The organism is Micromonospora sp. CNZ322, assembly GCF_007827755.1.
Window position 1 is genome coordinate 48,882 of sequence record NZ_VITD01000008.1, and the last position, 26,219, is coordinate 75,100.

The 26,219-nt window shown below is 72.2% G+C and carries 27 protein-coding genes and 1 pseudogene; 7 read left to right on the forward strand and 21 right to left on the reverse strand.

What is annotated here, in order from left to right; genetic code table 11:
* Positions 1-32: 32 nt before the first annotated feature.
* From FB453_RS19715 to FB453_RS19740, 6 genes are all read right to left on the reverse strand, one after another.
* Positions 33-275, reverse strand: coding sequence for a DUF3311 domain-containing protein (locus tag FB453_RS19715; RefSeq protein WP_145792239.1), 243 nt, complete (start codon positions 273-275; stop codon positions 33-35).
* A gap of 162 nt (positions 276-437) precedes the next feature.
* Positions 438-1,619, reverse strand: a complete 1,182-nt coding sequence (locus FB453_RS19720) for a bifunctional RNase H/acid phosphatase (protein ID WP_145792242.1) — start codon at positions 1,617-1,619, stop codon at positions 438-440.
* Between the two features lie 3 nt (positions 1,620-1,622).
* Positions 1,623-2,360: a CT398-like coiled coil hairpin domain-containing protein gene (locus FB453_RS19725; RefSeq protein WP_145792244.1), complete on the reverse strand. Its 738-nt coding sequence runs from the start codon at positions 2,358-2,360 to the stop codon at positions 1,623-1,625.
* The gene (locus FB453_RS19730; RefSeq protein ID WP_486480354.1) at positions 2,350-3,186 is read right to left on the reverse strand and encodes a Nif3-like dinuclear metal center hexameric protein; all 837 of its coding nucleotides are present in this window, start codon (positions 3,184-3,186) and stop codon (positions 2,350-2,352) included. The genes FB453_RS19725 and FB453_RS19730 overlap by 11 nt, the downstream gene beginning before the upstream one ends.
* 118 nt (positions 3,187-3,304) lie before the next feature.
* Positions 3,305-3,877: a flavoprotein gene (locus FB453_RS19735; protein ID WP_145792249.1), complete on the reverse strand. Its 573-nt coding sequence runs from the start codon at positions 3,875-3,877 to the stop codon at positions 3,305-3,307.
* 16 nt (positions 3,878-3,893) lie between these two features.
* Positions 3,894-5,123 carry a helix-turn-helix domain-containing protein gene (locus tag FB453_RS19740; RefSeq protein ID WP_112582611.1) on the reverse strand — a complete coding sequence of 410 codons (1,230 nt, stop codon included), beginning with the start codon at positions 5,121-5,123 and terminating at the stop codon, positions 3,894-3,896.
* A gap of 248 nt (positions 5,124-5,371) precedes the next feature.
* Between FB453_RS19740 and FB453_RS19745 the strand changes: the two genes are divergently transcribed.
* The gene (locus tag FB453_RS19745) at positions 5,372-6,043 is read left to right on the forward strand and encodes a bifunctional DNA primase/polymerase (protein WP_091409390.1); all 672 of its coding nucleotides are present in this window, start codon (positions 5,372-5,374) and stop codon (positions 6,041-6,043) included.
* 263 nt (positions 6,044-6,306) lie between these two features.
* On the opposite strand, the gene FB453_RS19750 is transcribed toward FB453_RS19745, so the two are convergent.
* From FB453_RS19750 to FB453_RS19770, 5 genes are read right to left on the reverse strand one after another with little or no spacing between them, the layout of a single operon-like run.
* Entirely contained in the window at positions 6,307-7,029 is a 723-nt protein-coding gene (locus FB453_RS19750) for an FAD:protein FMN transferase (protein WP_145792647.1), read from the reverse strand.
* Positions 7,030-7,078: 49 nt separating this feature from the next.
* The gene (locus FB453_RS19755) at positions 7,079-7,696 is read right to left on the reverse strand and encodes an FMN-binding protein (protein WP_145792252.1); all 618 of its coding nucleotides are present in this window, start codon (positions 7,694-7,696) and stop codon (positions 7,079-7,081) included.
* A gap of 12 nt (positions 7,697-7,708) precedes the next feature.
* Positions 7,709-9,127, reverse strand: a complete 1,419-nt coding sequence (locus FB453_RS19760) for a ferredoxin reductase family protein (protein WP_145792255.1) — start codon at positions 9,125-9,127, stop codon at positions 7,709-7,711.
* Positions 9,124-10,506: a DUF1501 domain-containing protein gene (locus tag FB453_RS19765; RefSeq protein WP_145792257.1), complete on the reverse strand. Its 1,383-nt coding sequence runs from the start codon at positions 10,504-10,506 to the stop codon at positions 9,124-9,126. Before FB453_RS19765 ends, FB453_RS19760 begins: the two co-directional genes overlap by 4 nt.
* 8 nt (positions 10,507-10,514) lie before the next feature.
* On the reverse strand, positions 10,515-12,596 hold the full coding sequence (locus FB453_RS19770; protein ID WP_145792259.1) for a DUF1800 family protein: 2,082 nt from the start codon (positions 12,594-12,596) through the stop codon (positions 10,515-10,517).
* 431 nt (positions 12,597-13,027) lie between these two features.
* Between FB453_RS19770 and FB453_RS19775 the strand changes: the two genes are divergently transcribed.
* The gene (locus tag FB453_RS19775) at positions 13,028-13,285 is read left to right on the forward strand and encodes a DUF3040 domain-containing protein (RefSeq protein WP_091409372.1); all 258 of its coding nucleotides are present in this window, start codon (positions 13,028-13,030) and stop codon (positions 13,283-13,285) included.
* 46 nt (positions 13,286-13,331) lie between these two features.
* On the opposite strand, the gene FB453_RS19780 is transcribed toward FB453_RS19775, so the two are convergent.
* The 3 genes and pseudogenes from FB453_RS19780 to FB453_RS34965 all read right to left on the reverse strand — a co-directional run.
* Positions 13,332-14,234, reverse strand: coding sequence for an SWIM zinc finger family protein (locus tag FB453_RS19780; protein WP_145792261.1), 903 nt, complete (start codon positions 14,232-14,234; stop codon positions 13,332-13,334).
* Positions 14,231-16,180: a DEAD/DEAH box helicase gene (locus FB453_RS34960; RefSeq protein WP_486480355.1), complete on the reverse strand. Its 1,950-nt coding sequence runs from the start codon at positions 16,178-16,180 to the stop codon at positions 14,231-14,233. Before FB453_RS34960 ends, FB453_RS19780 begins: the two co-directional genes overlap by 4 nt.
* Positions 16,181-16,504: 324 nt before the next feature.
* Positions 16,505-17,509: pseudogene (locus FB453_RS34965) on the reverse strand (ATP-dependent helicase); the annotation flags it as partial.
* A gap of 185 nt (positions 17,510-17,694) precedes the next feature.
* On the opposite strand from FB453_RS34965, the gene FB453_RS19790 reads away from it, so the two are divergent.
* Positions 17,695-18,567 (forward strand): carbohydrate kinase family protein, encoded by an 873-nt coding sequence (locus FB453_RS19790; protein ID WP_145792265.1) that lies wholly within the window; start codon positions 17,695-17,697, stop codon positions 18,565-18,567.
* Between the two features lie 28 nt (positions 18,568-18,595).
* Here FB453_RS19790 and FB453_RS19795 read toward each other — a convergent pair whose 3' ends face one another.
* On the reverse strand, positions 18,596-19,114 hold the full coding sequence (locus FB453_RS19795) for a DinB family protein (RefSeq protein WP_112582604.1): 519 nt from the start codon (positions 19,112-19,114) through the stop codon (positions 18,596-18,598).
* Between the two features lie 82 nt (positions 19,115-19,196).
* Between FB453_RS19795 and FB453_RS19800 the strand changes: the two genes are divergently transcribed.
* The gene (locus FB453_RS19800) at positions 19,197-19,403 is read left to right on the forward strand and encodes a hypothetical protein (protein ID WP_030488784.1); all 207 of its coding nucleotides are present in this window, start codon (positions 19,197-19,199) and stop codon (positions 19,401-19,403) included.
* Between the two features lie 8 nt (positions 19,404-19,411).
* Here FB453_RS19800 and FB453_RS19805 read toward each other — a convergent pair whose 3' ends face one another.
* Together FB453_RS19805 and FB453_RS19810 are read right to left on the reverse strand one after the other, a co-directional pair.
* Entirely contained in the window at positions 19,412-20,554 is a 1,143-nt protein-coding gene (locus tag FB453_RS19805; RefSeq protein ID WP_112582603.1) for a polysaccharide pyruvyl transferase family protein, read from the reverse strand.
* Between the two features lie 93 nt (positions 20,555-20,647).
* On the reverse strand, positions 20,648-21,127 hold the full coding sequence (locus FB453_RS19810) for a GNAT family N-acetyltransferase (protein WP_112582602.1): 480 nt from the start codon (positions 21,125-21,127) through the stop codon (positions 20,648-20,650).
* Between the two features lie 123 nt (positions 21,128-21,250).
* Between FB453_RS19810 and FB453_RS19815 the strand changes: the two genes are divergently transcribed.
* On the forward strand, positions 21,251-22,546 hold the full coding sequence (locus FB453_RS19815; protein WP_145792268.1) for a glycosyltransferase: 1,296 nt from the start codon (positions 21,251-21,253) through the stop codon (positions 22,544-22,546).
* A gap of 6 nt (positions 22,547-22,552) precedes the next feature.
* Here FB453_RS19815 and FB453_RS19820 read toward each other — a convergent pair whose 3' ends face one another.
* On the reverse strand, positions 22,553-23,182 hold the full coding sequence (locus FB453_RS19820) for an HAD-IA family hydrolase (protein ID WP_145792271.1): 630 nt from the start codon (positions 23,180-23,182) through the stop codon (positions 22,553-22,555).
* Positions 23,183-23,419: 237 nt separating this feature from the next.
* Between FB453_RS19820 and FB453_RS19825 the strand changes: the two genes are divergently transcribed.
* Positions 23,420-24,163 carry an SDR family NAD(P)-dependent oxidoreductase gene (locus FB453_RS19825; RefSeq protein ID WP_112582600.1) on the forward strand — a complete coding sequence of 248 codons (744 nt, stop codon included), beginning with the start codon at positions 23,420-23,422 and terminating at the stop codon, positions 24,161-24,163.
* Positions 24,164-24,206: 43 nt separating this feature from the next.
* Here FB453_RS19825 and FB453_RS19830 read toward each other — a convergent pair whose 3' ends face one another.
* The 3 genes from FB453_RS19830 to FB453_RS19840 all read right to left on the reverse strand — a co-directional run bounded on the left by FB453_RS19830 (position 24,207) and on the right by FB453_RS19840 (position 25,535).
* Positions 24,207-24,803 (reverse strand): hypothetical protein, encoded by a 597-nt coding sequence (locus FB453_RS19830; RefSeq protein WP_145792273.1) that lies wholly within the window; start codon positions 24,801-24,803, stop codon positions 24,207-24,209.
* A gap of 115 nt (positions 24,804-24,918) precedes the next feature.
* Positions 24,919-25,122 carry a heavy-metal-associated domain-containing protein gene (locus FB453_RS19835; RefSeq protein ID WP_112582598.1) on the reverse strand — a complete coding sequence of 68 codons (204 nt, stop codon included), beginning with the start codon at positions 25,120-25,122 and terminating at the stop codon, positions 24,919-24,921.
* Positions 25,119-25,535, reverse strand: coding sequence for a nuclear transport factor 2 family protein (locus tag FB453_RS19840; protein ID WP_145792275.1), 417 nt, complete (start codon positions 25,533-25,535; stop codon positions 25,119-25,121). Before FB453_RS19840 ends, FB453_RS19835 begins: the two co-directional genes overlap by 4 nt.
* Before the next feature lie 85 nt (positions 25,536-25,620).
* On the opposite strand from FB453_RS19840, the gene FB453_RS19845 reads away from it, so the two are divergent.
* Positions 25,621-26,208: a TetR/AcrR family transcriptional regulator gene (locus FB453_RS19845; protein ID WP_145792277.1), complete on the forward strand. Its 588-nt coding sequence runs from the start codon at positions 25,621-25,623 to the stop codon at positions 26,206-26,208.
* Positions 26,209-26,219 lie beyond the last annotated feature (11 nt).

Genomic DNA, 26,219 nt, shown 5'->3' on the forward strand with positions numbered 1-26,219 from the left:
CGGGGCTCGCAAACCCGGCTCACTCCTCGCGCTCACCGGTCTCCCCGCTTCTTCGTCATCTGGTAGACCAACGTGGTGGTGCCGACGCCGAGCAGGATGAAGGCCAGTTGCAGCCAGTAGAAGCGCGGGAAGCCGAAGACCCGGGGCGAGTCGCCATTGAAGAACGCCGGGATCAGCGGCACCACGATGGGGATGAAGAGCAACCAGTTCCAGGGGCTGTGGTCCTTCGCCCTGGACGGCGCCGTGGTGGGCGCCTCCGGTTCGGGTGCAGTCATCTGACACACCTCCGGGGAGTCGAGGCATTGGCTGTAACGGCCGGAGGCTACGACTCTGTGATGGCGGTCACCTGACCCGCCCGGAGGGTGCTGCGCCGAACGGCCGGCCGGCTGCGCCGAACGGCGCGGCCGACCGGCCCTACCAACGAAGGGTGCGGCGGCTCAGTCGAGGCTGGCGAGGTGGGCGGTGTCGTTGACAGTGCGCACTGCCACGCCGCCGTCGGGCCACATGTCGAGCACCGAGATGCCGGCCGCGTCCAGGAAGAGCCGGTGCAGGAAACCGTCGCCGGCCGCGAGGGCGTCGCGCAGCATCAGCTTGATCGGCGAGACGTGCGAGACGACCACCACTGTCTCACCGGGGTACGCGGTGAGCAGCCCGCTGATGACGCGGTGCGCGCGTTCGGCGACCTGGGTGAACGACTCCCCGCCCGGCGGCGCGATCCGGGGTGAGGCGAGCCAGGCGTCCATCTCCCCCGGCCACTGCTGGCGTACCTCGGCGAAGGTGCGCCCCTCCCACTGGCCGAAGTCGCACTCGATCAGGTCGTCCTCGGTGCGGACCGGCACGTCACCGCCGAGCGCCCCGGCGATCGACGCCGCGGTGGCCGTACACCGGGACAACGGTGAGCTGAGCACTGCCGCGACGGACGGGGCCAGCTCGGCCACCCGGGTGCCGGTGGCGCGGGCCTGGGCCCGGCCACGCTCGGAGAGCGGCACGTCGCCGCGCCCGGAGTAGCGCCGCTGCTCGGTGTACGGGGTCTCGCCGTGCCGGACCAGGATGAGCCGGGTGGCGGTGAAGGTCGGCCGTGGCTCCCAGGAGGCCGGCGCGGTCGCCGGGTCGCTGCCGATGATCGGGGCGGCGGGCGTCGTCGAGGGCTGGCCGGCGGCCGCAGTAGTCGCAGGACGGGCGGGGGCCGCGGTCGCCGACGGACGACCCGCGGCGGCGTCCATGGCGGCGTTGGCGAGGGCGTCGGCGTGCCGGTTCTGCTCGCGCGGAATCCAGCTGAACCGGACCGCGCTGAACCGGCCCACCAGCGCGGCGGCCTGGGCGGCGAGGGGCCGCAGGCCGGGGTGCTTGATCTGCCACCGGCCGCACATCTGCTCGACCACAAGCTTGGAGTCCATCCGGACGTCCACCTCGACGGCGCCCAGCTCGGCGGCGGCGGTCAACCCGGCGATCAGGCCCTGGTACTCGGCGACGTTGTTGGTGGCCGTGCCGAGCGACTCGGAGCGCTCGGCGAGCACCTCGCCGGTCTCCGGGTCGCGGACCACCGCGCCGTAGCCGGCGGGGCCGGGGTTGCCCCGGGACCCACCGTCGGCCTCCATGGAGACCACGCGCGGCGCCACGACCTACAGGCCCGACTCGTTGGTGCGGACCATGATCCGTCGGCAGTCCTCGCAGCGGACCACGTCGTCGGGGGCGGCCTTGCGGATCCGGGCCAGGTCGGCGCCGGACAGGTCCAGGCGGCACCCGCCGCAGCGGCCGCCGGTGAGCAACGCGGCACCCAACCCGGTGTCCTCGCGGATCTTGTCGTACAGGGTTACCAGATCGCTGGGGAGGTCGGCGGCGAGCGGCTGACGGGCGCCCCGCTTGAACTCCTCCTCCTTGGCGATCTCGGCCAGCGCTTCGTCGCGGCGCTGCTCGGTCGCGGCCCGCTTGTCCCGGGTCTCGGCCAGCCGCTGCTCCACGCCGTCCAGTACGCCCTGCGCGGTCTCGCGCTGCTCCATCAGCTCCAGCTCGGCGTCCTCCAGGTCGCCCTGGCGGCGCTTGAGCGAGACCAGCTCGTGCTGGAGCGCCTCCAGCTCGCGGGCCGGGCCGGTGCCGGCGGCAAGCCGGTTCTCGTCCTTCTCCTTGCGGGCCCGGACCTGCTCGACGTCCTTCTCCAACCGGGCGATGTCCCGGTCCAGGTCGTCCACCGCCACCTGGGCGCGGACCCGCTCGTCCTCCATCGACGACAGCTCCCGAGCCAGCGACTCCAGCTCGGCCCGCTCGGGCAGCGACCGCCGGCGGTGGGCGAGCTGGGCGAGGTTGGTGTCGATCGCCTGGAGGTCGAGCAGGCGGCGCTGCACCTGAGGGTCAGCCTTCACGGTCGGGCTCCTTGTCGTCCACAGCGGGTGCGGCGGCGTGCACGGTCCACGGGTCGGTGTCCAGGTCGGACACCAGCGTCTCGACGTCCAGCGCCTCCCGGAGGAAGGCTGCCAGGTCGTCCAGCCACGGTCGTTCGGTCGCCCAGTGGGCGGCGTCGATCAGGGCGGGACCATCGGCGGCGAGGTGCTCGCCGGCCGGGTGGTGCCGCAGGTCGGCGGTGAGGAACGCGTCCACCCCGGCGGCGGTCGCGGCGCCGAGGAAGCTGTCCCCCGACCCGCCGCTGACGGCGAGGGTACGAACCATACGCCCGGGATCCCCCGCCGCGCGAACTCCCCAGGACGTGACGGGGAGCACCGCTGCCGCGTGCCGGGTCAGCTCGGCGAGGGTCATCGGCTGGGGCAGTTCGCCGATCCGGCCGAACCCCCTGTCGTCGCCGTGGGCGGGCGAGCCGGGCGCGGGTCGTTGAAGTGGGCGCAGACCGGTGAGCCCGAAGCGGGCGGCGAGGGCGTCGGAGACGCCCGGGGAGGCCACGTCGGCGTTGGTGTGCGCCGCGTAGAGCGCCACCCCGGCCCGGATCAACTGGTGGATGATCCGCCCCTTGAAGGTCGTCGCGGCGACCGACGACACCCCGCGCAGCAGCAGCGGGTGATGCGCGACGATCATGTCCGCGTTGGCGGCGAGGGCTTCGTCGACAGTCTCGGGCACCACGTCGACCACGCAGAGCACCCGGCGGACCGGGGCGGCCGGCTCACCGAGCACCAGGCCCACCCGATCCCACTCCTCCGCCCAGACCGGCGGAAAGCGCCGTTCCAGCGCGGCCACCACGTCGCTGACTGTGGGGGCGGATCCGCTTGTGCTCACGGCGGGCCAGCTTACCGGCGTCGGGGCGGCCGGGCGGTGACACCCGGCCCGGCCGCGTCGGGTGGAAGATCTGCCGGACGCGCTAGGCGGCGGTCCAGGAGACGGTCTGCAATGCGGCCAGCGGCATCGCCCAGGGGAAGGCGTGCAGGTGCTGTTCCCCCGTCCCGGGCGGGTGCAGAGCGATCACATCGTCGCCGAAGAGCACAGTGACACCCCACTCGGCCAACCGGGCCACCCCGGCACGAAACGCCGGGTGGCAGGCCATCGCCGCGTTGGTGTACGGCACCGCCACGATGGGGACGCCCTTGCCCTGAGCCTCGACCAGAAGCCCGAGCGCCAGGGTGTCGGTGATCCCGGCGGCCCACTTGTTGACCGTGTTGACGGTGGCCGGGCAGACGATCATGGCGTCGGCGGGCGGCAGCACGTCCGGGTCACCGGGATTCTTGTAGTGCGTCCGCACCGGGTGGCCGGTCTGCCGAATCAGGGCCGACTGGTCGACGAACTTCGCGCCGTCCGGCGTGGCGACCACGCAGACGTCCCAACCGTCCTGTTGGGCGAGGTCGACCAGACGACCGACGTGCCGGGCCAGCGGCGAACCGCAGGCGATGACGTAGAGCACCTCGCGGTGCCCGCTGTTGTGCGCTGCACCGGCCATCAGACCGGCTCCGCGCTCATACCCCTACTCCCATGTGCTCAGCCAACTCCGCTACCGGAGAAGGCGGCGCACCACGTGTGCGACGAAGGATGTCGGACATCACCTCGTGCGCGATCGGCCGGCAGCGGATCTCCGACGGGGCGAGCCGATCACCGAGCAGCAGCATCTCGCCGGCGTTCGCCACGTCACCTATCTGGGCGTACCCGCGGGCGATGTCGAGCAGGTGGTGGGCGCGGCGCTCGGGCAGCAGCGCGTTGAAGGCGGGCTCCGCGATGCGCAGCTGGTGCACCTCCACGGCCCGCCCTCCGTCGCCCAGCTCCACAGCGGCGGCGGCCCGGTGCAGCTCAACGTTGGTCGGGCCGAACGACGTCCAGTAGTGGTTGTGGTCGCCGCCGAGCAGGGTGGCGGCCTCCTGCGCGCAGTTGATCAGGTCGTCGACGCTGGCCGAGTCACCGATGCGGGACGCGGCCATCGCGCCCTGGAGCAGCAGCATCCCGTAGACGGAGAGGCGGGCCGGGGAGACCTCGTTGCTGCCACCCGGTGCCAGCCGGTTGGCGATCTGGACGTTCAGCTCCAGCGCGGGGCGGGCCCGGCCCATCGCGACCAGGGCGTTGCACACCCGGGTGGTGGCGATCCCGGCGAGCAGCGGGTCGTCGGCCCGCTGGGCCACCGCCATCGACCTGTCGGCGGCCAACCAGGCGAGCTCGCACTCGCCGAGCTTGCGCAGCACCGAGGAGGCGATCTGGTAGACCTGGCCGAGCAGATGGGCCGCCTCGGCAGCCTGCCCACCGCCGTAGGCGGCGTCGGCAGCCTGGGCGTCGCGCAGCAGCTTGGGCAACGCCCGGGTGAGCATCCCGTAGCGGCCGTACTGGTAGGTGAGCCAGGCGTGGTTGACGGCCTTGCGCATGTCGTCCATCGGCGGCGGGTACGGCGCCGCGTCGAAGTACGCGCTCATCGAGTCGTAGCGTTCCAGCGCCGCCCGGATCTCCTGCACCTCGACCTGGTCGATGCAGTTGAGGGCGTCGGCGCGCCGCTCCGGGTCCTTGCCCATCAGCAGCTGGACGTCCATCTGGAGGATGTCGGCGATCTCGTACAGGACGGAGAACTTGTCCAACCGTCGGACGCCGCGTTCGACCTTGTCCACCCAGCTCTTGGACTTGCCCAGCCGGTCCGCGAAGACCTGCTGCGACATCTTGCGTCGCCCCCGCCAGTAGGCAACTCGCCGTCCTATGGGTAGCTCGTCCATCTCCCCATCCTCCCCTGCCACCGACGACCAATTGAGTCGGGGCGATGTCCGCGGGTGCGGCGACTGCCGTTCACTTTCAGGTTTTGCCTGGTCGCACAGGATGTACGTCAGCCGTACAGCCAGTCCTCGTACTTTTCGTGCAAGTTGCACGAGCCGTTCGTCAACCTCAACGATCGTGGGTTACGGCAGTGACGGTGCTCGACATGCGACCTGGCGAACGCCGGGCCCGACGAGAGGAGTTGGCACACATGTGGGGGAATGTCGTACCGCGCGTTGCCGAACTGTCGCCGCTGGAACGGGTCCGGCTGCGCCGGGTCGCCATCCGGTACGCGGTACACGGCTGGGAGGTCACCCCGGGTGCCTGCCTGGCCCGCAGCCGCTTCGTCTGCGGCCGGGCCGGCTGTCCCACAGTGGGCTGCCACCCCGCCCTGGAGAACTGGGAGTTGGCCGCCAGCGCCGACCCGGCCCGGGTGGCGACCTGGTGGCGGAGCCGGCCACACGGGGTGCTGCTGCCCACCGGCCGGGCCTTCGACGTGCTGGAGGTGCCCGCCCACCTGGGCCGACACGTGCTCGACGCGGTCCAGATCCACCCGGCCGGCACCGGCGTACGCGGACCGGTGCTGGTCACGCCCACCGGCCGGTGGATGTTCCTGGTCCGCCCCGGCGACCCGCTCCGACCGGAGTTGGAGCACTGCTTCCACGTGGTCCGGCACGGGCCGGGCTCGTGGATCCCCGCGCCGCCCACCCGGCTGCCGGAGGGCACTGTCCGCTGGGCGGTCGCCCCGGAGCAGGCGCGCTGGCAGCTTCCGGATTCGTACCTCGTGCAGAACACGTTGATCGGGGCGCTGCGCGCCGCCGGGGTGACGCTCGCCCCCGACCTGCTCCCCGGTCACCTGCCGCTGCCCCGACGAGGCATGTGACACCGGCCCGGTCGACGATTCGATCCGGTGCCCGACAGCGTCGCCGAGGCGTCGGTCCTCGTTGACAGGGGGACGGTGCGAACGCGCGCCACGAACGGGGGAACGATGTCCACCAACGACAGAGCGCCTCACCCCGGCGGCACCGAGCCGCCCCGGCGCAGCCACCCGGGGCGCCGCTGGGCCGGCACCCGACCGTCCGGGTCCCGCCCCGGCCGCCCACGCCCCACCGGCTCCCGCCCAGCCGGCACCCACCGCCCCCTCCGCTAGTCGGTCAGGGGGAGGTCGGCGGAGTGGTACTGGCGGGCGTTGTCGGTTATCGCCGCGTGGGTGTGGTCGTCCAGGCGGGCCAGCCAGTTGAGGCCGGGGGTGCCCATGGCGAGGGCGGCGGTGGCGTACGCGTCGGCCAACCCGAGGTCCGTGCCGACCACAGTCACCGAGCGCAGCCCACTGGCCGGTGCGCCCCGGCGCGGGTCCAGCACGTGCCGGCCCCGCTCGTAGACGCCGGACGTGGCAACCGCCAGGTCGGTCCCGCTGAGCACCAGACAGGCCGCCATCGCGTCCCACGGGTGCCGGATGCCGATGCGCCACGGCTCCCCCGACGGCGACAGGCCCCGCACCCGTACGTCGCCGCCAGCGTTCACGCAGTGGTTGACGGCCCCGGCGGCGACGAGGCGGTCCGAGGCGACCTGAGCGGCCCAGCCCTTGACGTAGCCGGACGGGTCGAGCCGACCGGTGGCGTACGCGTCGAAGAACCCGTCGGTGGCGCCCCACAGGTCGGCGCAGGTCTCCAGCACGTACCGCAGGTCCGCTGACGCCTCGGAGAGCAACACCTCGCCCCTGTCGAAGCGGCACACCTCGCTGTCCGGCTTGTAGGTGCTGAACCGCGCGTCGACCTCGTGCATCCAGGCGAAGACCTCGTCCGCCAGCTCGCGCACTGTCGCCGGTGGCAGATCGTCGGCGAGGTCCAGGGTGATCGTCGTACCCATGATCTGTTCGACCCGGCACAGCCCGGGCCGGGTCAGCGTGGCCCGCACGTCAGAATGCCTGCTCGATGGCGGACCGCAGCGACTTCTTGTAGGCGTCGCTGGTCGCTGTGGCACCGGAGACGGTGTTGAGGTTGGCGCTCTGCTTCTGCACCACCTCGGCACCGCTGCCGTCGTAGGCGACACGGACGTCGCCGCTGTGGATGTCGGATTCACCCCCGCTGGGCAGCGACAGCGCGACGGCGTCGACGATCCGGTTGCCGGAGACGACGATCTGCACCTGCACGAACCCGTACTTCTCCCTGCCCTCAACCGCGTCGAAGCCGGTTCCGGTAACCCGACGCGTTGTCGACTGGGGTGCCTTGGTGGTGGTCCGCGGAGCGCTGGGGGCCTTCGTCGTCTTGGTGCCCGACGGGCGCGCGGTGGTCTTGCCGGGCTTGGGCGACGTCGACGGCTTGGCGCTTTCCGATGACGTCGGCGTGCCGCCGGCCGGGTCGGTGCCCGGTGCATCCGCGAGGGCGCCGGGGTCGGTGCCCGGCCCGGAGGGGTTGACCGGCTGGGCGGTCGGCAGGTTCTGGGCGACCTGGCTGGTGCCTGGCGAGCCCTTGAACACCACAAGCGCGGTGGTGCTGGCGGCCAGGCCGGTGATCGCGAGGAGCGCGCGACGCATGGGGATGCCTTCCTACAGCTCGAATGTGGCCAGGTGGATCTGCCGTCGGGGCACGCCGGCCCGCCGCAGTGCCCGCACCGACTGTTCCACCAGACCGGGCGGCCCGCACAGGTAGACGTCGCGCCGGGCCACGTCGGGCACCAGTTGCCGCAGCCCGTCCGGGCTCATCAACTGGCGGGGGCCGGGGTCGTCGCGGGAGCCGATGACGTACCAGACGGAGGTGTGGCGTTCCTGGGCCAGCCAGTCCAACTCGCGGCTGAGCAGCACGTCGGCCGGTGTGCGGGCCCGGTAGATCAGCGCGGCGCCCGGCGGCAACTCCTCCAGCATGGCCCGGATCGGCGTGATGCCGCTGCCACCGGCGATCAGCAGCGCCCGCTCGCCGAGCCGGTGCGCGGCGGTGAAGGTGCCCGACGGGCCTTCGGCCCAGACCCGGGTGCCCGGTTCCAGGTCGCGCAGGTCGGCGGTGTGGGTGCCGACCACCTTGACGGTGACCCGCAGCCAGCGGCCGTTGGCGGCGGCGGAGACGGAGAACGGGTGCGACTGCCACCAGCAGCCCCGGGTGAGGAACCGCCAGCGGAAATGTTGGCCGCCGAGCATGGCCAGCCGGCCGAGCCGCTCCCCGGTGAGGTAGATGGAGATGGTGTCGGTGCTCTCGGCGACCACGTCGGCGACCCGCAGCTTGTAGCGCAGGTTGAACGCCAGCGGTGCGATCACGCGGCCCCAGAGCAGGGCGGCGACCACCAGCACGTAGAGCGCGATCCAGCCGGTGCGCACCGGGCCGGGCCGGTACAGCTGCGCGCCGTGGGTGAACTGGTGGCCGAAGCCGAGCAGCAGGACCAGGTAGCTGGACAGGTGCAGCAGGTGCCACATCTCGTAGGGCAACGCCCGCCGGATCGCCCGGATGCTGCTGAACCCGACGAGCATCATGATGCCGGCCGCGACGAATGCCGAGACCATGTCCTCGTAGTCGCCGAGCAACGTGCCGACCTCGGCGAGGACCGACTGCTTACGCAGGTCGGCGTAGCCGACCAGGATCAGCGACATGTGCGCCAGCACGGCGACCAGCAGGGTGGCGCCGATGTCCCGGTGCCAGCGGGCCGTGTGCTCGCCGCCGATCCACCGTTCCAGCACCGGCAGTCGGCTCATCATCAGCACCTGCACCAGCAGCAGGTAGCCGGCGACCAGGCCGGTGATCCGGCCGGCCGCGGTGACGGTGGCCGCGGTGGTCCGCAACGATCCGGCGGGGGTGCCCAACCACCACGGCAGCACGCTGGCGAGCAGGCCGACCAGGAGCAGCACGCCGAGCAGCCGTCGGCCGCCGGGCCCGCGCCGGTCCGGGATCTGCGGGGGTACGGGCGCAGCCGACCGGCCGCCGTGCCGGGACGAGGTCCCGGTACGACGGCCGGCGGCGTGGGTGTGCGAATGCGTCACGCGTACAGCTTCATCGGCGCGTACTTCTGGCGGGGGAAGACCTTGTCGACCTCCGCGTTGGTGAGCCCGAACCGGCCCTGCGCCACGGCGCCGTAGACGTTGAACATGTTGTTGTACTCCGGCACGTCACCGGAGTCCAGCTTGTCCAGACCGTTCCAGGTGCCCAGCAGCGAACCGGCCAGCTTCTTGCCGGACAGCAGGGTGACCACGCCGCCGTGCCCGTGGTCGGTGCCGTTGTTGTTGGAGCCGACCCGACGGCCGAACTCGCTGGACACCATGATCGTCACGTCGGCGGCCTTCGGGCCGAGGTCGGTGAAGAACGCGGCCATGGCGCTGGCCAGCTCGTTGAGCCGGCGGTGCAGCTGGCCGCCCTCGCGGGTGCCCTGGTTCTCGTGGGTGTCGTAGCCGCCCATGCCGACGGTGGCGACCCGGACGTTGGCGCCACCCTTGATCAACTGGGCGAGCTGCTGGAACGCGTTGCCGACGCCCTCGTACTTGACGCCCTCGGCGGGCTGGTACGGCTTGGCGGCGAGCTTCTGGGCGGTGGCCAGCGCGCCCATGCCCTCCTGCACGGCTTCCTCGACCGGGTGGTTGATCCCGGTGAAGAGTCCCTTGATGGCCTTCTCGGTGGCGGCCCGGAACCGCTCGTCACCGTTGAGCCGCAGGGAGCCGACGTTGTTCAGCGACAGCGCGCCGTTGTTGCCGACCAGCGAACGCGGCAGGGTGCTGCCGATGCCGACGCTGCGGAACGCGGTGCCCTTGCCCAGGTTGTCGACCAGACCGTCGAGCCAACCCCGGCCGCCGGTCTCGTTGGGCAGCCCGCCCAGGTTGCAGGCGTCGGCGGCCTGGAAGTGGCTGCGGGACAGCCGCTCGTCGGAGACCGCCGGGATGAAGCCGAGCTGACCGGCAGTGAGCCACTTCTCCAGCGGCTTGAACGCGCTGGTCAGCTTGAAGCCGCGGCCCAGGGACAGCGAGTCGTTGCCGAGCAGCAGGTCGGGCCGGGCCTTGTTGAGCACCGCGTCGTTGTCCGGCGCGATCAGGCTCAGGCCGTCCAGCCCGCCGTAGAGGAAGACGTGGATCAGGGTGCCGGTCTTGGTCGCCGCGAACGACGCCGAGGTGGTGACGAACTGGGCGGTGGCCAGCGCGGTGGCGGTGGCCGCGGCACCGGCGACGAAGGTCCGCCGGGTCACGCCGCGACCGTCCTGCTGGGCCTCCTCCAGGTTCTCCAGGGTGCGGTACCTGTCGAACTCGGCGGCGTTCTCGGCGGCGACGATGTCCGCCTCGGCGCGCAGCAACGCCTCGGCCGGGTTGTCGGCCAGCCGTCGCACGTCGGGGCATTCGGGGTGCAGGGGGAAAGAGTTGTACACAGTCTTCTCCATCGGGTGCCTCACCGGAGGTGGTGCTGGGGGGAAGCGAGGATCGCCCGCGCGACGGCGGTGATGGCCCCGTTGAACGTGGCGTCGACCTTGGTGGTCGCCGCCACACCGGCCACGCCGAGGATGAGGTTCTTCTCCCGCGTGCTCAACTTCTGGCCCACCAGCCGCAGGGAGAGCGCGTCCACGTACGCCCCGGCCGTCGCCGGTGGCTTGGCCACCAGCTTCTCCGGCGCCGTGTACGTGAAGGTGGTGCGGTAGCCGGCGAGGATCTCGCCCGCCTCGTTCCAGCCGTTGACCATGGTGCCGGCCGAGGTCCAGGCGACGTAGACGTCCGGGTAGCCGTCCGGGGTCGGATGACCCATCGGGGACTGACCCAGCTCGCGCATCTTGTCGTGGATCTGGCGCAGCCCCCGGGCGTACGCGGTGCGCTTGCTGTCGCCGTTGTTGTGCTTCGGCGACGCCTCGGGCGAGACGCCCAGGGTGCGGTACGTGGCGACCAGGTACTCCATCGGCCGACGCACCTTCTGGCCCACACCGGCCCAGAACTCCGAGGAGCAGAACAGCGTCATCAGGACCGGCTTGATCATGCCCTTGTTCGTGGTGTACGTCTTGGCCAGCCGGTCCACCAGGGACTTCGGCGGGGTGTCCGAGACGAACCGGGTGGCCAGGCTCTGCGCCACGTACTTCGCTGTCGACGGGTGCGTCGCGATGTAGGTGATGTACGCGTCGATCGCCGCTTCGGCCTTCTTCGGGTCGGCCGAGTTGTTCGCGTGGGTGAAGCCGAGGATCTTCACCTTGCCGACGTAGTGCTGCTCGGGGCGGAAGACGTACTTGCCCTTGTCGTCCACACCGCGGCCGGTCTGCAACATGGCGGCCTGCCGGACGTCGGGCTCCTTGTAGCCGCCGTCGACGCCGACCGAGTAGAGCTCGAGGTTCTCCCGGGCGAGGTTCTCGTTGATCGCGTCCTTGCGGGAGTCCTTCTGGTTCAGGTAGATCAGCAGCGCCGGGTGCTTGTTCGCGGCGACCAGCATCTCCGGGTAGCTGCCCAGCGCGTGCTTACGCACGACGTCCTGGTCGAACGAGTTGCGGTACACCTCGCCGCCGTCGAAGTCCGCAGCGACGTGCAGGAAGTCGTTCCAGAAGTCGACCATCACCTCGAACAACTGGCGCTTGGACCAGATCTGCCGGGCGATGGTGGCGTCGACCATCTCCCGCTCCGGGTGGGCGTCCTGCTCGTTGAGCTTGTCCCGCTGGTCGCGCAGCTGCTGCACGGAGAGCTTCTGGGTCGGCAGTTCGGCGAGCTTCAGCTCGCCCTTGCTCGGCTCCAACTTTCCCGGGTCCAGCTGGGCGCGGATCCAGGCGTCCATGCCCTCGCGCTTGATGTCGGCGATCACCGCGGGCGTCGCGCCGAAGGTGGCGCGCCGGGCCAGGTGCAGGATCGGGTCCTTGGCCAGCACCGTCTTCACTGTCACCTTGGTCGCCGCCGCGGCCGCTGCCGGGCCGGAGAAGGTCCGCCCACCGGCCGGCGCGTTCTTCTTCAGCGCCTCACCGGCCCGGGAGCCCATGTAGCTTTCGTTCTGTTCGGTGTAGGTACGCACGGTGCTGGGCTGCTGGCCGCTGGGCCGCGCCGCGGTGCCGTCGGTCACCGTGCTGCCGGTCGCGTCGCCGGCCGCCGCCTCGTCGCCGAAGAGGCCACGGATCTGCGGGGTCATGGCGAGCGCCGCGCCACCGGCGACGACGGCGGCGGTGCCGCCGAGGGCCACCATCGCCTTACGTCGGCCGACCTTGCGACCCGGCTCGTTGTCATCGTCGAGGGTGGGCAGTCCGGTACCGGCCGGTCGTGCCGGGGCCGGGCGGCCAAGGCCCTCCGGGCCAACCCACTGCGGACCGCGCGGGGCAGGCGCGGGCTGCCCGGCGTACTGCTCACGCGGGTCGGCCTGCGCGGCGCAGCCGCCCTGGTAGGGGTGGGGCGAGTCGTAGCCGTAGGGCGCTGGCGTGTGGGGGTCGCCGTAGCCGTCAGCGTTGGGGTGCTGATGTCCGTCCCAACCGCGGTCGTCCCGCGGTCGACGTGGTGGCACATTCTGGTCGGCCATGTACCAATCCCGATTTCTGATGAGCGCCGAAAGCTGCTACCGGGCAGGTGCGGCAGGTGCGGCGACTGTTGCCTGAGGGGGTTGCTACGGCAAGGTAACCAAGGCCCCAGGGCCCTTCAAGGTGGCCGGAACCCACTCGTGAGGGCACTTAAGACAGCGCTCAGTGCGACGTCCGCGGTGGGTGGCGGGATGGGTCTGCCCGCAGACCTTCCCAGCAGGGCGTACGCGCGGCAGCCGAGCACGGATCGGACCAGGCCGCCGTACGCGACAGTTTCGGCGTCGTTCACCACCAAAGGCAAACTTAAGGTTCAGGTAAGCCGGACATGAGGCGCACTCGCGTGGAGGAAAAGTAGCAGTAGCGGGCGAGCGTGAGCCGCCACCGCAGCGGGTATGCCGCCGAACCGCTGAACGCGTGAGGGGAAGGCAGCGCCATGCTCAGCAAAGAGGATCAGCGCAGATTCGACCAGATCACCCGTCAGCTCCGGGAAAGTGATCCGGCCTTCTTCAACCGGCTGGACCATCGGGCCCGAGCCCGCAGGGGCCGCTACCTGATGTTGTTGACCATCGTGCTGTGGGCGTCGCTGCCGGCGATAGCCGTGTTCGCCGGTCGACTCACCGGCGCGATCTGCGCGGTGGTGCTGGTGGCCAATGCCGCGATCATGTGGCGGTTCCGCCGCCGCTGGACGTGACTGCTCAACCGCTCAACGGGACGGGTGAACCGGTGGACGTGACAGCTCACCTGTCAGCCGGACCGAACGCCCGGTACGCGCGGCGCAACCGCTCGAGCAGTCCCGGCCCACCGATGGCCGGGGCCGGCGCTCCGAGCTGGCGCAGCAGCAGGTCGGTGCCGGTCACCAGTCGGGGCGGCCGATCCGGCAGCGGCACCGGCGCTGACCAGAAACGGTCCGCCGTATCCGCCAGCGGCGTCGCCGACAGCCCGGCGAGCGCCCGGGCGGCACCGACCGGCGCCACGACGTCCACTGTCGACACCGCATCGTCCGGTCCGGACGGTGGGTCGACCGGTGGGGGCGGTGCTGTGGCACCGGTGGTCGCGGCCCGCCGGGCGCGGAGTTCGTCGAGCAACTCCGCGCGGGACCGGCCACGCCAGTGCAGCAGCTCGAACGGGTCCGCGTCGAACGCCTCGGCCAGCAGGTAGAACGTCGCCGCGAGGTGCTTGCAGGGCACCGCGAAGTCGGGGCAGTTGCACCGCTGGGTCAACTCGCCCACGGCGGCCGGGAAGAGCGGCGCGCCGGCGGCCGCGAACAGCTCCTCCAACTCGTCGGGGAGGTCCCCGGCGAGCAGCCGGGCGCTGAAGAACGCCTGCCCTGCCAGCTCGTCCTCGATTCGGGACCAGAGCGCCGCCGGGAACGGCTTCAGCGCGATCGACACCTGGTACGGCTGCGGCCGGGAGCCCTGCACCACCGCGGTGACCCGCCCGGGTGTGATGTCGAGCGTGAGCACCTGACCGGCCCGCGCGTAGGACCGGCCCCGGGTCAACCGGGTGCCGAGCGCGAACGACTCCAGCACCTCCAGGAAACGCCGCGACCACCAGGACCGGCCGATCGCGCCCCGGGCACTGCGCGCCCGCAGACCCCCGTCGACCCGACGCGGGCGCCCGTAGTCGGCGAAGTCCGTCACTCCACCACCGCGCCGGCTTCCAGGGCGAACAGGTCCCGCAACTGGCCGGTGGACAACTCGGTGATCCACTGCTCGCCGGTGCCGACCACCCGCTCGGCGAGGCTGCGCTTGTCCGCGATCAGCGCGGCCACCTTCTCCTCGACAGTGCCGGCGCACACGAACTTGCGCACCTGCACCCGCCGGCGCTGCCCGATCCGGAACGCCCGGTCGGTGGCCTGGTCCTCGACCGCCGGGTTCCACCACCGGTCCACATGCACCACGTGGTTCGCGGCGGTCAGGGTCAGCCCCGTGCCGCCGGCCTTGAGGGAGAGGACGAACAGCGGCGGGCCCTCCGCCGACTGGAAACGCTGCACCAGGGCGTCCCGCTCGGCCTTTCCGAGGCCACCGTGCAGGAACAGCACCTCCCGGCCGAACCGCGCCGACAGGTGACCCCGCAACATCGCACCGAACTCGGCGTACTGGGTGAAGAGCAGTGCCCGCTCCCCCGCCGCCAGCACCTCCTCCAGGATCTCGGTGAGCCGAGCCAGCTTGCCGGAGCGGCCCTCCAGCGGTGAGCCGTCGCGCAGCAGCTGGGCGGGGTGGTTGCAGACCTGCTTGAGGCGGGTCATGGTGGCCAGCACCAGGCCACGTCGTTCGATGCCGTCGCTGGTCTCGATCCGGGCCAGCATGTCGTCGACCACCACCCGGTACAGCGCGGCCTGCTCCGCCGTGAGGTTGCAGAGCACCTCCATCTCCAGCTTCTCCGGAAGGTCGGAGATGATCGACGAGTCGGTCTTGAGTCGGCGCAACACGAACGGGCCGGTGATCCGGCGGAGCCGCTCGGCGGCCTCGGCGTCGCCGTGCCGCTCGATCGGCTCGGCAAACCGTTTGCGGAACGTCGCGGCCGGCCCGAGCAGACCCGGGTTGGCGAACTGCATGATCGACCAGAGGTCGGCGAGGCGGTTCTCCACCGGCGTACCGGTCACCGCCACCCGCTGCCGGGCGGGCAGCGCGCGAACCGCCTCGGCCTGCCGGGTCGACGCGTTCTTGATCGCCTGCGCCTCGTCCACCACCACCCGGTGCCAGTCGATGCCGGCCAGGTCGACGGCGTCGCGGGCGGCCACCGAGTAGGTGGTGAGGACCAGGTCCGCGCCGTGCGCGGCCGCTGTGAACTCCGCGCCCCGCGCCCGCTCGGCACCATGGTGTACGTGCACCCGCAGCTCCGGGGTGAACCGTGCCGCCTCCCGCTGCCAGTTACCGACCAGCGACATCGGACAGACCAGCAGGGTCGGCCCGGCCTCCGGTGGGTCCCCGGCGAGCAGCGCGAGCAGTTGCACAGTCTTGCCCAGCCCCATGTCGTCGGCGAGCACACCGCCCAGGCCCAGTGAGCGCAGGAAGGCAAGCCACGCCAGTCCCCGCTGCTGGTACGGCCGCAGCGTTCCCCGGAAGCCCGGTGGCGGGTCCAGTGGGGTGAGCCGCCGCTCGACCGCGCCGGCGAGCAGGTCGCCCAACGCCCCGTCGGCGGTCACCTCCAGCACCGGCAGCTCGCCGGTGGCCTCGCCGTCGGCCAGCCCGAGGCGGAGCAGGTCGGCGACGGTCAACTCGCCTGCGGAGCGAAGCAGGCGCAGCCCGGCCGCGAGCCGCCCCGGGTCCAGCTCCACCCACCGGCCGCGGAGCCGAACCAGCGGGGTCTTCGTCTCGGCCAACGCCGCCAACTCCTCGGCGGAGAGCGGCTGGTCACCGAGCGCGATCTCCCAGCGGTAGTCGACCAGGGCGTCCAGACCGACACCGGCATCGGCGCCACCCACAGTGCCCGGCGCGGTGCGGCTGCGCGCCCGCAACCGGGCGCCCAGTCGTGCCGACGGACGCTGCCACCAGGAGGGCAGCAGCACCCCGAAACCGGCCGCGTGCAGCACCGGGGCGCCCGCACTGAGGAACCGGTGCGCCCCCTCGACGTCGAGTTCCATCGCCTCCGGGGCGGCGGTGCGCAGCGCGGCGTCCAGGTCCGGCCAGAGCCGACTGGCCCGACCCAGCTCGGCGAGGAGCGTCTCCTGCGGGCTGGTCGTCCGGCCAACCAGGCCGCCGAGGGTCTGCGGCGCTCGCCAGATGTCCCCGGCGTCGACGTGCAGGCCGGGTTCGTCAGCGGCCTGCAACCCGAACTCCAACCGCCAGCGCCCGGCACCGATCGACCCGACCGGCACCGGCGCGCTGTCGGCGGGCACCGGCACGGGCGCACCCTTGGCGGGCACCGCCCGAGTGGCCAGGATCGGTTCGGTGACCTCGTCGGGGGCTGGTTCCACCAGGCGGAAACTGGCCCGCACCGGGCCACCGGCGGCGTCGCGCTGCCAGGCGTCCAGTTCGGCGGAGAGGGTGGCCAGCCCGGCCGGGTCGATGGTGAAGTCCCGCTGCGGGCCGGCGAGCGCGGCCAGCCAGGCCGGCGCCGGACCACCCGGGCGCAGCCCCCGGGCCAGCGTGGTGGTCGCCAGCGCAGCCCGTGCGGCAGCATCGGTCAACGCATCCAGCGCATCCGCGACCAGGGCGGCAGCGGTCAGCTCAGGCCCGCCCGAACCAACGGTCGTCGCGGCGGAGGTGGCGGCGCTCCCGGGTGGCCCCTGACCAGCGGCGGCGGTGGGCGGCAACGCGGCGGTGGCGGGCGGCAGGACGGCGGCTCGGGCGGCCGGTGGCAGGGCCAGCGCCAGCGAGCGCGCCCAGGCGGCGTCGGTGCCGGTCAGCAGCGGACGCCAGACCGCCTGCGCGGGCACCTGCTCGGCACCGTCCGACGCCGTCGTCGCGCCAGCGCCGGGCATCTGGGAGGCCGTCGTCGTGCGCACGCCGGGGAGGACGCGGCCACGGGTCACCAGGTCGGCGGCGAAATCGGCCAGCTCGGCGAGGTGCCGCACTGTGGCCCCGGCCACCGCCGGGATGTCGTCCAGGGCTTGCAGCAGCGAAAGGGCGTCGTCCGGGGCGTACACCAGTGTGGGGACCCGCCACCCGGCCACTGTGAGCCGGCCGCGGGCGGCAGGTGCGACGGTGGTCCGGATCAACTCGGGTGAGTCGGTCGGCGCGCCGGCCAGGGTGGGCAGGGTGAGCAACGCGGTGTCCGGCCGGGTCGGCTCGGCGGCATCGGCGAGGACGGCGGCCAGGTCGCTGTGCCCGGCGGCGAAGGGATGCGGGCGTTCCCGGGCCGGCCGGCCCGAACGCGCAGCGGGGACCGGTGCGGCGCTGTCCTCGGCCCAGACGGCGAGGCCGCCGGTCGAGCTGCCGCCGGGCAACCACAGCCCGTGGATGACCAGCACCTGCTCCCCCTAGTCGCCGCCCGCCCCCAGGATAGGCGGCCCCGCTGACCGGACCGACGCCCCCCACCTGCGCGATCTTGCAGTTCCTGTCGGTGTTCTGCGAGCGGTGCACCTTTTGTCGCGGCAGAAAGCGCAAGATCGCGGGGCTCTGGAGGTGGGAGCGGCAACGGGCTAGCGTCGGCGTTGTGGTCGATCTGCTGGTTCTTGGCGGGCTTGGGGTGGACGTACGGGTTCGGGTGCCCGCGCTGCCGCTCCCGGCTGCCGATTCCCACACCGTCGAGCCGATCGAGCTGCGGATCGGCAACACCGGCGCCGGGGTGGCGTTGGCCGCCCGGGCGCTCGGCCTGCGGGTACTGGTTGTCGACACCCTCGGTGCGGATCCGGCCGGTGAGCTGGTCCGGGCGGCGTTGACCCGGGCCGAGGTGCGGGCGTTGCTGGCCGAGCACCGGGGCGGCACCCGCCGGTCGGTGAACCTGGTGGACCCGGGCGGACGGCGCACGTCGCTGTACGACCCGCGCCCATGGCAGGGTGGTCCACCGTTTCCCGCCACCGAGTTGGCCGCACTGGTCCGCGACGCCCGGCACGTCCACCTCTCGATCATGGACTGGACGGTGCCGTTGCTGCCCGCAGTGCGGGCTGCCGTGCCGACGGGCGTGGCGCTCTCCACCGACCTGCACGACTGGGACGGCGAGAACACCTACCATCAGCCGTTCGCGGAGGTCGCCGACCTGGTTCTGCTGAGCGGGGTGCGGTTGGGCGACCGGGCCGCGTCGCTCGCCGGCACGCTGGCGCCCCGGACGGTGGTGGTGACCCGCGGCGCGGACGGCGCCGAGCTGTACCCGGGCGACGGCACGGCGGTGCCCGTACCGCCCGCCGTTCCCGGAAAGCCGGTGGTGGACAGCAACGGGGCGGGCGACGCCTTCGCGGCCGGTCTGATCGCCGCCCGGTTGCGCGGTGAGCCACTGGCGCGCGCCGCCCGGTACGCGGCACGGGTTGCCGCTGCGGCCTGTACGCATGACGGGATGGAGTATCCGCCGGGCCTGTTGCCCACCGGTTGACGGCCGACGGCGTGCGCCGACCCGGGGCTCAGAGCGCGCCGGCCTCACCGTCGGTCAGCTCGCGCAGGATGTCGGCGTGGCCCGCGTGCCGGGCTGTCTCCTCGATCATGTGCACCAGAATCCACCGCAGCGACACCTCACCGAGCTGCGGGTGCGGCACCACGTGGTCGAGGTCGATGCTCGCGGCGACCGCCCGGCTGCGGGCGCAGGCTCGCTCGTACGCGTCGGTGAGCCCGACGATGGTTTCCTGGTCGCTCAGCGTGAAGCTGGCGACTGCGTCCTCCTCCGAGGTCAGGTAGACGTCGCCGGGCTCGGGGGCCAACAGGGTTGGAAACCAGTTCCGCTCGACCATTGTCAGGTGCTTGACCAGCCCGGCGAGCGTGGTTGCCGATGGCACCAGCCGGCGTCGGGCGTCGGCGTCGGAGAGACCGCGCAGTTTGCGCAGCAGCACGGCCCGGTGGAAGTCGAGGAACGAGGTCAGGACGGCGCGTTCGTCGCCGGTGCGGGCGAGCACCGGACCGAGCGTGGGATCGATCGTCTGCTCCATCCGCCGACCCTAGCCACGGACGGGGCGCCCCGCTGCCCTGCTATCCGCTGCGGGCGGGCGTCAGGCCGGGCAGGATGGGCGCATGGCTTCATCCGTGCAGATCCTTCTCGTCGGCGGCACGGCGGACGGGCAGACCATCACCGTCGAACTGGACAGCAACGGCCGTCCGCCGCTGACCCACCATCACCTCGGCTCCGGTGGGCTGGCCGACGCGCAGATCTACGAGTTGGAGACCGCCCGCGAGGAGGCCCGCGAGTGGCGCTACCGGTGGACCGGCCCGGCGGTGTGACCGCCCGCTCAGACCCGGGTGAGGGTCTGGCTTCGCAGGCTCTCCAACACGCCGCGGGTGACCTCCGAGGTGCCCCGCGCCTGATCGCACACCTCCGCCACCCGTCGTGCGGTGGCCTCGGCGCGTTGCTCCCGCTCGTCCCAGAGTCGGTCGACCTCGGCCAGCAGCGGCCCCTCGACCTCCCGCTCCACGCCGCGTAGCGCCGGCACGCCGAGTCGTTGGGCCAGGTCGAAGACCTTGCCGGCGTACGGCAGGGGCAGGAACGGCGTACCGACCATCGCCGCGAAGATCAGGAAGTGCAGGCGCATGCCGACGGCCAGGTCGAAGTGGCGCATCAGCCCCAGCACCTGCTGCGGAGAGTAGGTGCCGTGCAGGATTCGACCTCGCTCGGCGGCGACCATGTGCGACAGCACCCCGTGCGAGTGTCGGATGTCGTCGCGCTCCATCGGTACGAACAGCACGTACGCGTCGATCCGGTGCACCAGGAAGTCACCGATCTGGGCCAGCAGCCGGTGGTAGCCGTCCACGTCGAGGCGTTCGGCGGCCCGGCCCGGCTCCCGCACGCTGATCCCGACGAGGCGCTTACCGACCGGCACGCCCTCCTCGGCCAGCAGGTGGGCCGGGAACTCCTCCGGTTGCAGGAGGAACGCCGGGTCCGCGGTGACCGTGATCGGGTTGAGCAGGCCGGCCTCCTCCAGCACCATCCGGGACTCCTGGTCCCGGACTGTCACCTGGGTCGCGCTGGAGAGCGTTTCCCGGACCATGCCGGTGTCCACGCCGTCGCTGAGCGGCCCGACCCCCACCGCGTACGTGAGCAGCGGCAGGCCGCGTTCCTGGGCCACCCGGACCACCCGCAGGTAACGGCGGGCCTCCCGGTCGTACAGGATGCCGCCGCCGCCCAGGATGAGCAGGTCGAGCTGGGCCAGGACCAGGGCCGAGTCGGTACGGCTCACGCCCTCCCAGGGCACCGCTTCGACGTCCGGGTGCGCGGCCCTGGTGTGCTCCGGGTTCCTGGAGAAGACGATGATCCTGGCGTTCGGTTCCTGCGTACGCAGATCGGTGAGCAGGCCGGTGAGGATCGCCTCGTCGCCGAGGTTTCGCCCACCGTACGAGCCCAGCACACCGATGGTCAGTCCGGCGCCGTGCGTCATCCGTCGCTCCTCCCCAGGTGCGGTCCGCGCCGGTTTCCCGCTGGGCAGGTGAACAGTCCTGCCGAGGGGACCCGTCCCTGGGCCGCCGCCGGCTCAGCTCGCCGGGGTGAGGCGCTTCGCCATCTGCTGCGAGGTGACCTCGAAGCCCAGACTGCGGTAGAGGCCGATCGCCACGGTGTTCGAACCGAAGACGTTCAGACCCAGCTCGGGCACGCCGAGCTGGGCGAGTTCGGCCTCGATGAGCTGGATCATCCGCCGCGCGTACCCGTGTCCCCGATGCTCCTCGTGCACCTCGATGTTGTGGATCCACGCCTGGTCCGGGGCGGCGGCCGCCGGCAGGGTCACCCAGATCCAGCCGACCTCGGTGTCGCCGACCCGGCCCACCCGCAGCAACGCCCTCTCGGTGGCCACGCCCGCCGGCAGCGACTCCCGGATCTGGTCGACCGACCGTGCCAGGGCCGCCTCCGGGGTCATCCCCCGGTGCGCCACCAGGTCCTCGGCGTACCCCTGCACCAGTGGCCCCCGCAAGCGGTCCAGCTCCTGTGCCGTCATCGGCGTCAGCGTCAACTCCACAGCGTCTCCCCCTTCGTCGTCGCCAGCGGGTAGTGCAGCAGAACCGGCCCGGGCACGCCAACCGTTTCCCCGCCCGGGGCGGACGGGACGGCCGGGGGTGCGCGGGCGGGCGACGATGGCAAGGTGCGGATCGCCCACGTCAGCGACAGCCACCTCACCAACCCGGAGGGGGTGGCCACCTCGGTCGGCACCACAGTGGCGCTGCTGCGCGCCGCCGGGCACCGGGTCGCGCTGCACTGCCCCGGTCCACTGTCCCGGTGTCGCCGCCGACCGGGCGAGGTGCCCTCGCTGTCGGTGCCGACCCGGCCGTACCGGTTGGCGCTGCCCCGGGCGCCCAGCGCACCGGTCGACGTGGTGCACGTGCACACCACCGGCCCGCTCGGCGTCGCCGGCCTGCGTTGGGCCGCCACCCGGGGCGTACCGACCGTGCTGACCTGGCACACCGACCTCGTCGCGTACGCCGCGCACTACCCGGAGATCCCGATCGGGGCCGCGTACGCCGGCCTCCGGCTGGGCCTGCGCTGGCGCGCGGGCGACCTGTGGGCGCTCGCTCACCCCGGACCGGGTCGACAGGCCCGACTGGCGGCGCTCGGGCGAACCCTCCTGGCCCACATCACTGTCCTCATCGCCCCTTCGGCGAAGACCGCGGCGATGATGGCGACGATGGCGGGGCGTACACCGATCGTGGTCCTGCCGACCCCGGCCGCCACGCCGCACGCCGACGCCGACGACCGGCGGCGGCTGCGGGCCCGACTCGGCATCCCGGCGGACGCGCCGGTGCTGCTGGCGGTCGGGCGGGCCACGCCGGAGAAGAATCCCGAGCTGCTGCTGGCCACGTTCGCCCAGGTCCGCCGCGAGTTGCCGGCCGCCCGGTTGGTGCTGCTCGGGGCCCGGCGGCACCGGCGCGCGGTCCGCCGGATGGCCCGCCGGTACGGCGTCACCGGCGCGCTGCACCTGCTCCGTCCGGTACCACGCCACCTGGTCGGCGGCTACTACCGGGCGGCGGACGTGCTCGCGTTCGCCTCCACCACCGACACGCAGGGCCTGGTGCTCGCCGAGGCCGAGGCGTACGGACTGCCGGTGGCCATGGTGGACACTCTGCTCGCCGAACGGCCTGGCACCGGCACCACCCGACCGGTCGCCGAGCCCAGCCCGGCGGCGTTCGGGGCGCTACTCACCCGGCTGCTGACCGAGCGGGAGTTACGCAGGGCCGTGATCCGGGACGGCCGGGCGGCGGCGACGGACTGGTCCGCGGAGCGCTACCTGGCCGAGCTGGTCAGGCTGTACGCGTCGCTGCCGCCCGTCGGCACGGCGGGAGCTGCCATCGGCAAGGCGCGGCGAGGTGACGCGGGGGCCAGGTCGGAGCGACCAGTCGGCCCGGCGCCGGGAACCGGGCGCGGCTGCTCGTCGTGGCGTTGACAGTGCTCAGGGTGCCGACGGCGTGGACTCCAGTTGGTGCGCCAGTTGGGCCAGGTCGTGCAGGCGCAGGTCGCCGTCGAGGCCCTTCAGCGCGGCGGTCATCGCCCCGGCCGCCCGCCCGGCCCGCAGGCCCACCTCGGCGTCCTCGACGACCAGGCACCGTGCCACTGGTACGCCCAGCAGCGCCGCGCCCCGCAGATAGCCCTCCGGCTCCGGCTTGCCCACGCTGACGTCCTCCACCGTCACCAGCACCGGCGCCTTGATGCCGGCGGCACCGAGCCGGGCCTCGGCGAGGCGCCTATCGGCGCTGGTCACCACCGCCCATTGCAACGCCAGCCGGGCCAGCGCGTTCAGTAGCTCGTGCGCCCCGGGGGTGGCTGTCACGTCGGACAGGTCGTCGTACTGCAACGCCAACTGCCGGGCCGCGGCAGCGGCGACCGCGACCTCGTCGAGCGCGGGCAGTAGCCGGCGGATTGTCCGGTCGGCCGGGCTGCCGTGCGCGATCGCCAACGCCGCCGCCGGGTCGACGGCGTACTCGGCGGCCCACCGCTCCCAGGCCCGCTCGACGGCGGCGTCGGAGTCGACCAGGGTGCCATCCATGTCGAACAGCACCGCGCCAATGCCTGCCAGTTCCACGACCACGCTCCCCGAATCGCTCGCCCCACCCTCCCCCACCTCGCAAGATCCGCGCAACTTCGGTGATCCTGCTGTCTCGTCGCCTGGTGAGGCAGCAGGATCCGTGAAGTTGCGCGGATCATGGCGGCCCGCCGGGTCCGCAGGCCGTCGAGGATCGCGGGTATCGGACCTTGAGGTCGGAGCGAGACGTCCGATGGCCGCCAGACGGGAGGGCGGCGCGGCCAGATGATCGTTTGCATGACGACGACACTCAACGACAAGGTCGCCTTGGTGACCGGGGGTTCCCGGGGCATCGGAGCCGGTATCGCGCTGCGCCTGGCACAGGACGGCGCCGACGTGGCGCTGACCTACCGGCAGGACGCCGCGCGGGCCGCGATCGTGGTGAAGCAGATCGAGGCGCTGGGCCGCAGAGCGCTGGCGATCCAGGCGGACGGCGCCGACCCGGACGCGGTGCGGGGCGCGGTCGACCGGGCAGCCGCCGAACTGGGTCGGCTGGACATCCTGGTGAACAATGCCGCGGTGTTCCTGGTCGGCGCCCTAGACGAGCTCGGCTCGGCGGAGATGGAGCAGACGATCGCGGTCAACATCCGGGCACCGTACGTCGCCGCGCGGGCGGCCCTGCGGCACCTTGGCGACGGCGGACGGATCATCAGCATCGGCAGTAACGTCGGTGAGCGGGCGGTCTTTCCCGGGCTGACGCTCTACGCGATGAGCAAGACCGCTCTGGTCGGGTTGACCCGGGGCCTGGCCCGTGAACTGGGCCCACGGGCCATCACCGTCAACCTGGTCAACCCCGGGCCGACGGACACCGACGCCAACCCGGCGGACGGACCGAACGCGGCGGCGATCAGCGGATTCACCGCCGTTGGCCGGTACGCTCGCCCGGCCGATATCGCGGCCACCGTCGCGCACCTGGCCAGCGCCGAAGCCGGCTACGTGACCGGTGCGGTGGTCAACGTGGACGGCGGCTTCACCAGCTGAGGAGCCCGGGCGGCGCCGCCGCGCCGTCCGGCGCCGCCCGGCCTCAACGATCGGCGGGCGCTACGGCGCGATGGGTCAGGAACGCCGGCTCGTCAGGCGGGGTGACCAGCACCGGGCGTACCGTGTCGACGAACGAGATCCGGCGCTTCGTCCGTACCTCAATCGCCGCGAGCCAGCGCTCCCGGTGCCGGTCGCGCAGCGGCGCGCTCCCGTCGCCCGACTCGTCACCGAGTCGGCGCTGGTCGGCGTACTCCGTGGTGAGGCTGGTCAACACGGCCCGGCCGGCCACCGCGACCTCCGCCGGGCCCTCCAGCAACACCAGGTTGTACGCCTCGTCCACCGTGCGCATCGCTGCGTACGCCTCGTCGTAGCCGGGCATTGGCACGCCCTCACCGACGTCCAGCCACCGCCGGTCCAACTGCCGGTACGCCTGGTCGCAGGCGCTCAGGAACCCGACGTACGCGTCCCGCCGCAGCTCATCCCGACGCGTCGCCCGGCGCTCGGCACTCTCCTGCCGGGCGACGGTGAGCTGGTGAGCCAGTTGCCGACGGGTGCTGAGTGCGCCGACCAGCCCGGTCAGGGCGGCGGCGGCCAGGGTGGACAGAGAGGTGATCAACGCGACGGCGACGGTGTCCTGCACCCGCCCATCATGGCGTGACTCACTCCGGGCTCCGCCGAGGCGGGTCTTCTCTGGTGAAGGAAGCACCCCACCCAGGGGGATCGACGACGGGCCGAGCGTCGCCCGCAGGTAGGTGTCAGTGCAGTTCGTAGCCGGCTTCCTCGACTGCGGCCCGCACTTCGACGAGGTCGAGGAGGCGGTCGCTGTTCACCGTGACGGTGTCGTGTTCGACGTCCACCGCCACGGCGGTGACGCCGGGGATTCGCTCGATCTCCTCGGTGACGAAGCCTGCGCAGTGCCCACAGGCCATGCCGATCACGCGATAGGTGCTGACGGTCATGTCGATACCCGCCCCCGGTCGCTCACCTCGACGGGCACGGAACGGGTGAGCATGTGCGCCCGGCGCATCCGCCCGTCGTCAGCGAACTGCCCGAAGAAGTGGACGTCCACACTGCCCTCGCGCTTCGCGGTCTGGAAGTGCAGCGTGTAGCGGGCAGCGATCCGGTCCCCGTCCGCTATCGCCTCGTGCACCTCCCACCGGGCGCCGGTCTGGTGCTTGCGCGCCGGGCGGGTGTGCGCGATGAGCTTGGCGCGGTCCATCAGGTGGCCGTCGGCGACCTGCACAATGTCGGGCGTGTGGTACCGATCGACGATCACCGCCGGATCCTCGTCACCGCGAACCAGGTCACTCATGAAAGAGGTGAAGAAGTCGGTGATGAACTCCTTCGGGTCGGTGTCATCGAGCGCGCCCATCTCACCACCATCAACTAGCGATCTCTGCCGAATCTTTACAACTCGTAAAATATCTATCTCCGAGAACTTTGGCAAGGTGTAAGAGATGAACCGTTCAGCGGAGCGCAACCGTCGCGCCGACGCCCGCCGCAACTACAGTGCGATCCTCGATGCGGCAATCCGGCTACTCGACGCGCAGCCCGATGCCAGCCTCGACGCCATCGCCACCGACGCAGGGCTGACCCGGCAGACCGTCTACGCCCACTTTCCGTCCCGCGAGCACCTGATGGCCGCCATCGTCGACCGGATCACCGACGACGCCGTCGCCGCGATGGACGCCGCCGAGCCGGACACCGGTGCAGCCGCGGACGCGCTGATCCGGGTGCTCGAGGCCGGCGCCCAGATCGCATCGCGCTATCCGGTCCTGGTCCAGCAGATCGCGGCACTCCCGGTGAGCCCCGACATCGACGTGGCCCGCCACGCCCCGGTCGCCGAACGAATAAAGCGGGTGATCCAGCGCGGTCAGGCGAGCGGCGAGTTCGACAGAGGACTCCCCGCCGACTGGCTCGCCGCGATCACGATCAAGATCGGCCACGCCGCAGGCGAGGAGGTCGACGCCGGCCGGATGACCCGCGCCGAGGCGACCGAAGCGCTGCGTACCGCCCTGCTCCGAGTGCTCCGCCCCGGGAACTGACTCTCGGGACG

Excerpts from the sequence above, each read along its gene's own strand:
- FB453_RS19805 (WP_112582603.1), bottom strand. The coding sequence starts at position 20,554 with ATGACGCACGGCGCCGGACTGACCATCGGTGTGCTGGGCTCGTACGGT.
- FB453_RS19765 (WP_145792257.1), bottom strand. The coding sequence starts at position 10,506 with ATGGAGAAGACTGTGTACAACTCTTTCCCCCTGCACCCCGAATGCCCC.
- FB453_RS19745 (WP_091409390.1), top strand. The coding sequence starts at position 5,372 with ATGTGGGGGAATGTCGTACCGCGCGTTGCCGAACTGTCGCCGCTGGAA.
- FB453_RS19795 (WP_112582604.1), bottom strand. The coding sequence starts at position 19,114 with ATGGAGCAGACGATCGATCCCACGCTCGGTCCGGTGCTCGCCCGCACC.
- FB453_RS19840 (WP_145792275.1), bottom strand. The coding sequence starts at position 25,535 with ATGGGCGCGCTCGATGACACCGACCCGAAGGAGTTCATCACCGACTTC.
- FB453_RS19755 (WP_145792252.1), bottom strand. The coding sequence starts at position 7,696 with ATGCGTCGCGCGCTCCTCGCGATCACCGGCCTGGCCGCCAGCACCACC.
- FB453_RS19735 (WP_145792249.1), bottom strand. The coding sequence starts at position 3,877 with ATGGCCGGTGCAGCGCACAACAGCGGGCACCGCGAGGTGCTCTACGTC.
- FB453_RS19740 (WP_112582611.1), bottom strand. The coding sequence starts at position 5,123 with ATGGACGAGCTACCCATAGGACGGCGAGTTGCCTACTGGCGGGGGCGA.
- FB453_RS19825 (WP_112582600.1), top strand. The coding sequence starts at position 23,420 with ATGACGACGACACTCAACGACAAGGTCGCCTTGGTGACCGGGGGTTCC.
- FB453_RS19800 (WP_030488784.1), top strand. The coding sequence starts at position 19,197 with ATGGCTTCATCCGTGCAGATCCTTCTCGTCGGCGGCACGGCGGACGGG.
- FB453_RS19750 (WP_145792647.1), bottom strand. The coding sequence starts at position 7,029 with ATGGGTACGACGATCACCCTGGACCTCGCCGACGATCTGCCACCGGCG.
- FB453_RS19845 (WP_145792277.1), top strand. The coding sequence starts at position 25,621 with ATGAACCGTTCAGCGGAGCGCAACCGTCGCGCCGACGCCCGCCGCAAC.
- FB453_RS19835 (WP_112582598.1), bottom strand. The coding sequence starts at position 25,122 with ATGACCGTCAGCACCTATCGCGTGATCGGCATGGCCTGTGGGCACTGC.
- FB453_RS19775 (WP_091409372.1), top strand. The coding sequence starts at position 13,028 with ATGCTCAGCAAAGAGGATCAGCGCAGATTCGACCAGATCACCCGTCAG.
- FB453_RS19715 (WP_145792239.1), bottom strand. The coding sequence starts at position 275 with ATGACTGCACCCGAACCGGAGGCGCCCACCACGGCGCCGTCCAGGGCG.
- FB453_RS19770 (WP_145792259.1), bottom strand. The coding sequence starts at position 12,596 with ATGGCCGACCAGAATGTGCCACCACGTCGACCGCGGGACGACCGCGGT.
- FB453_RS34960 (WP_486480355.1), bottom strand. The coding sequence starts at position 16,180 with ATGGAACTCGACGTCGAGGGGGCGCACCGGTTCCTCAGTGCGGGCGCC.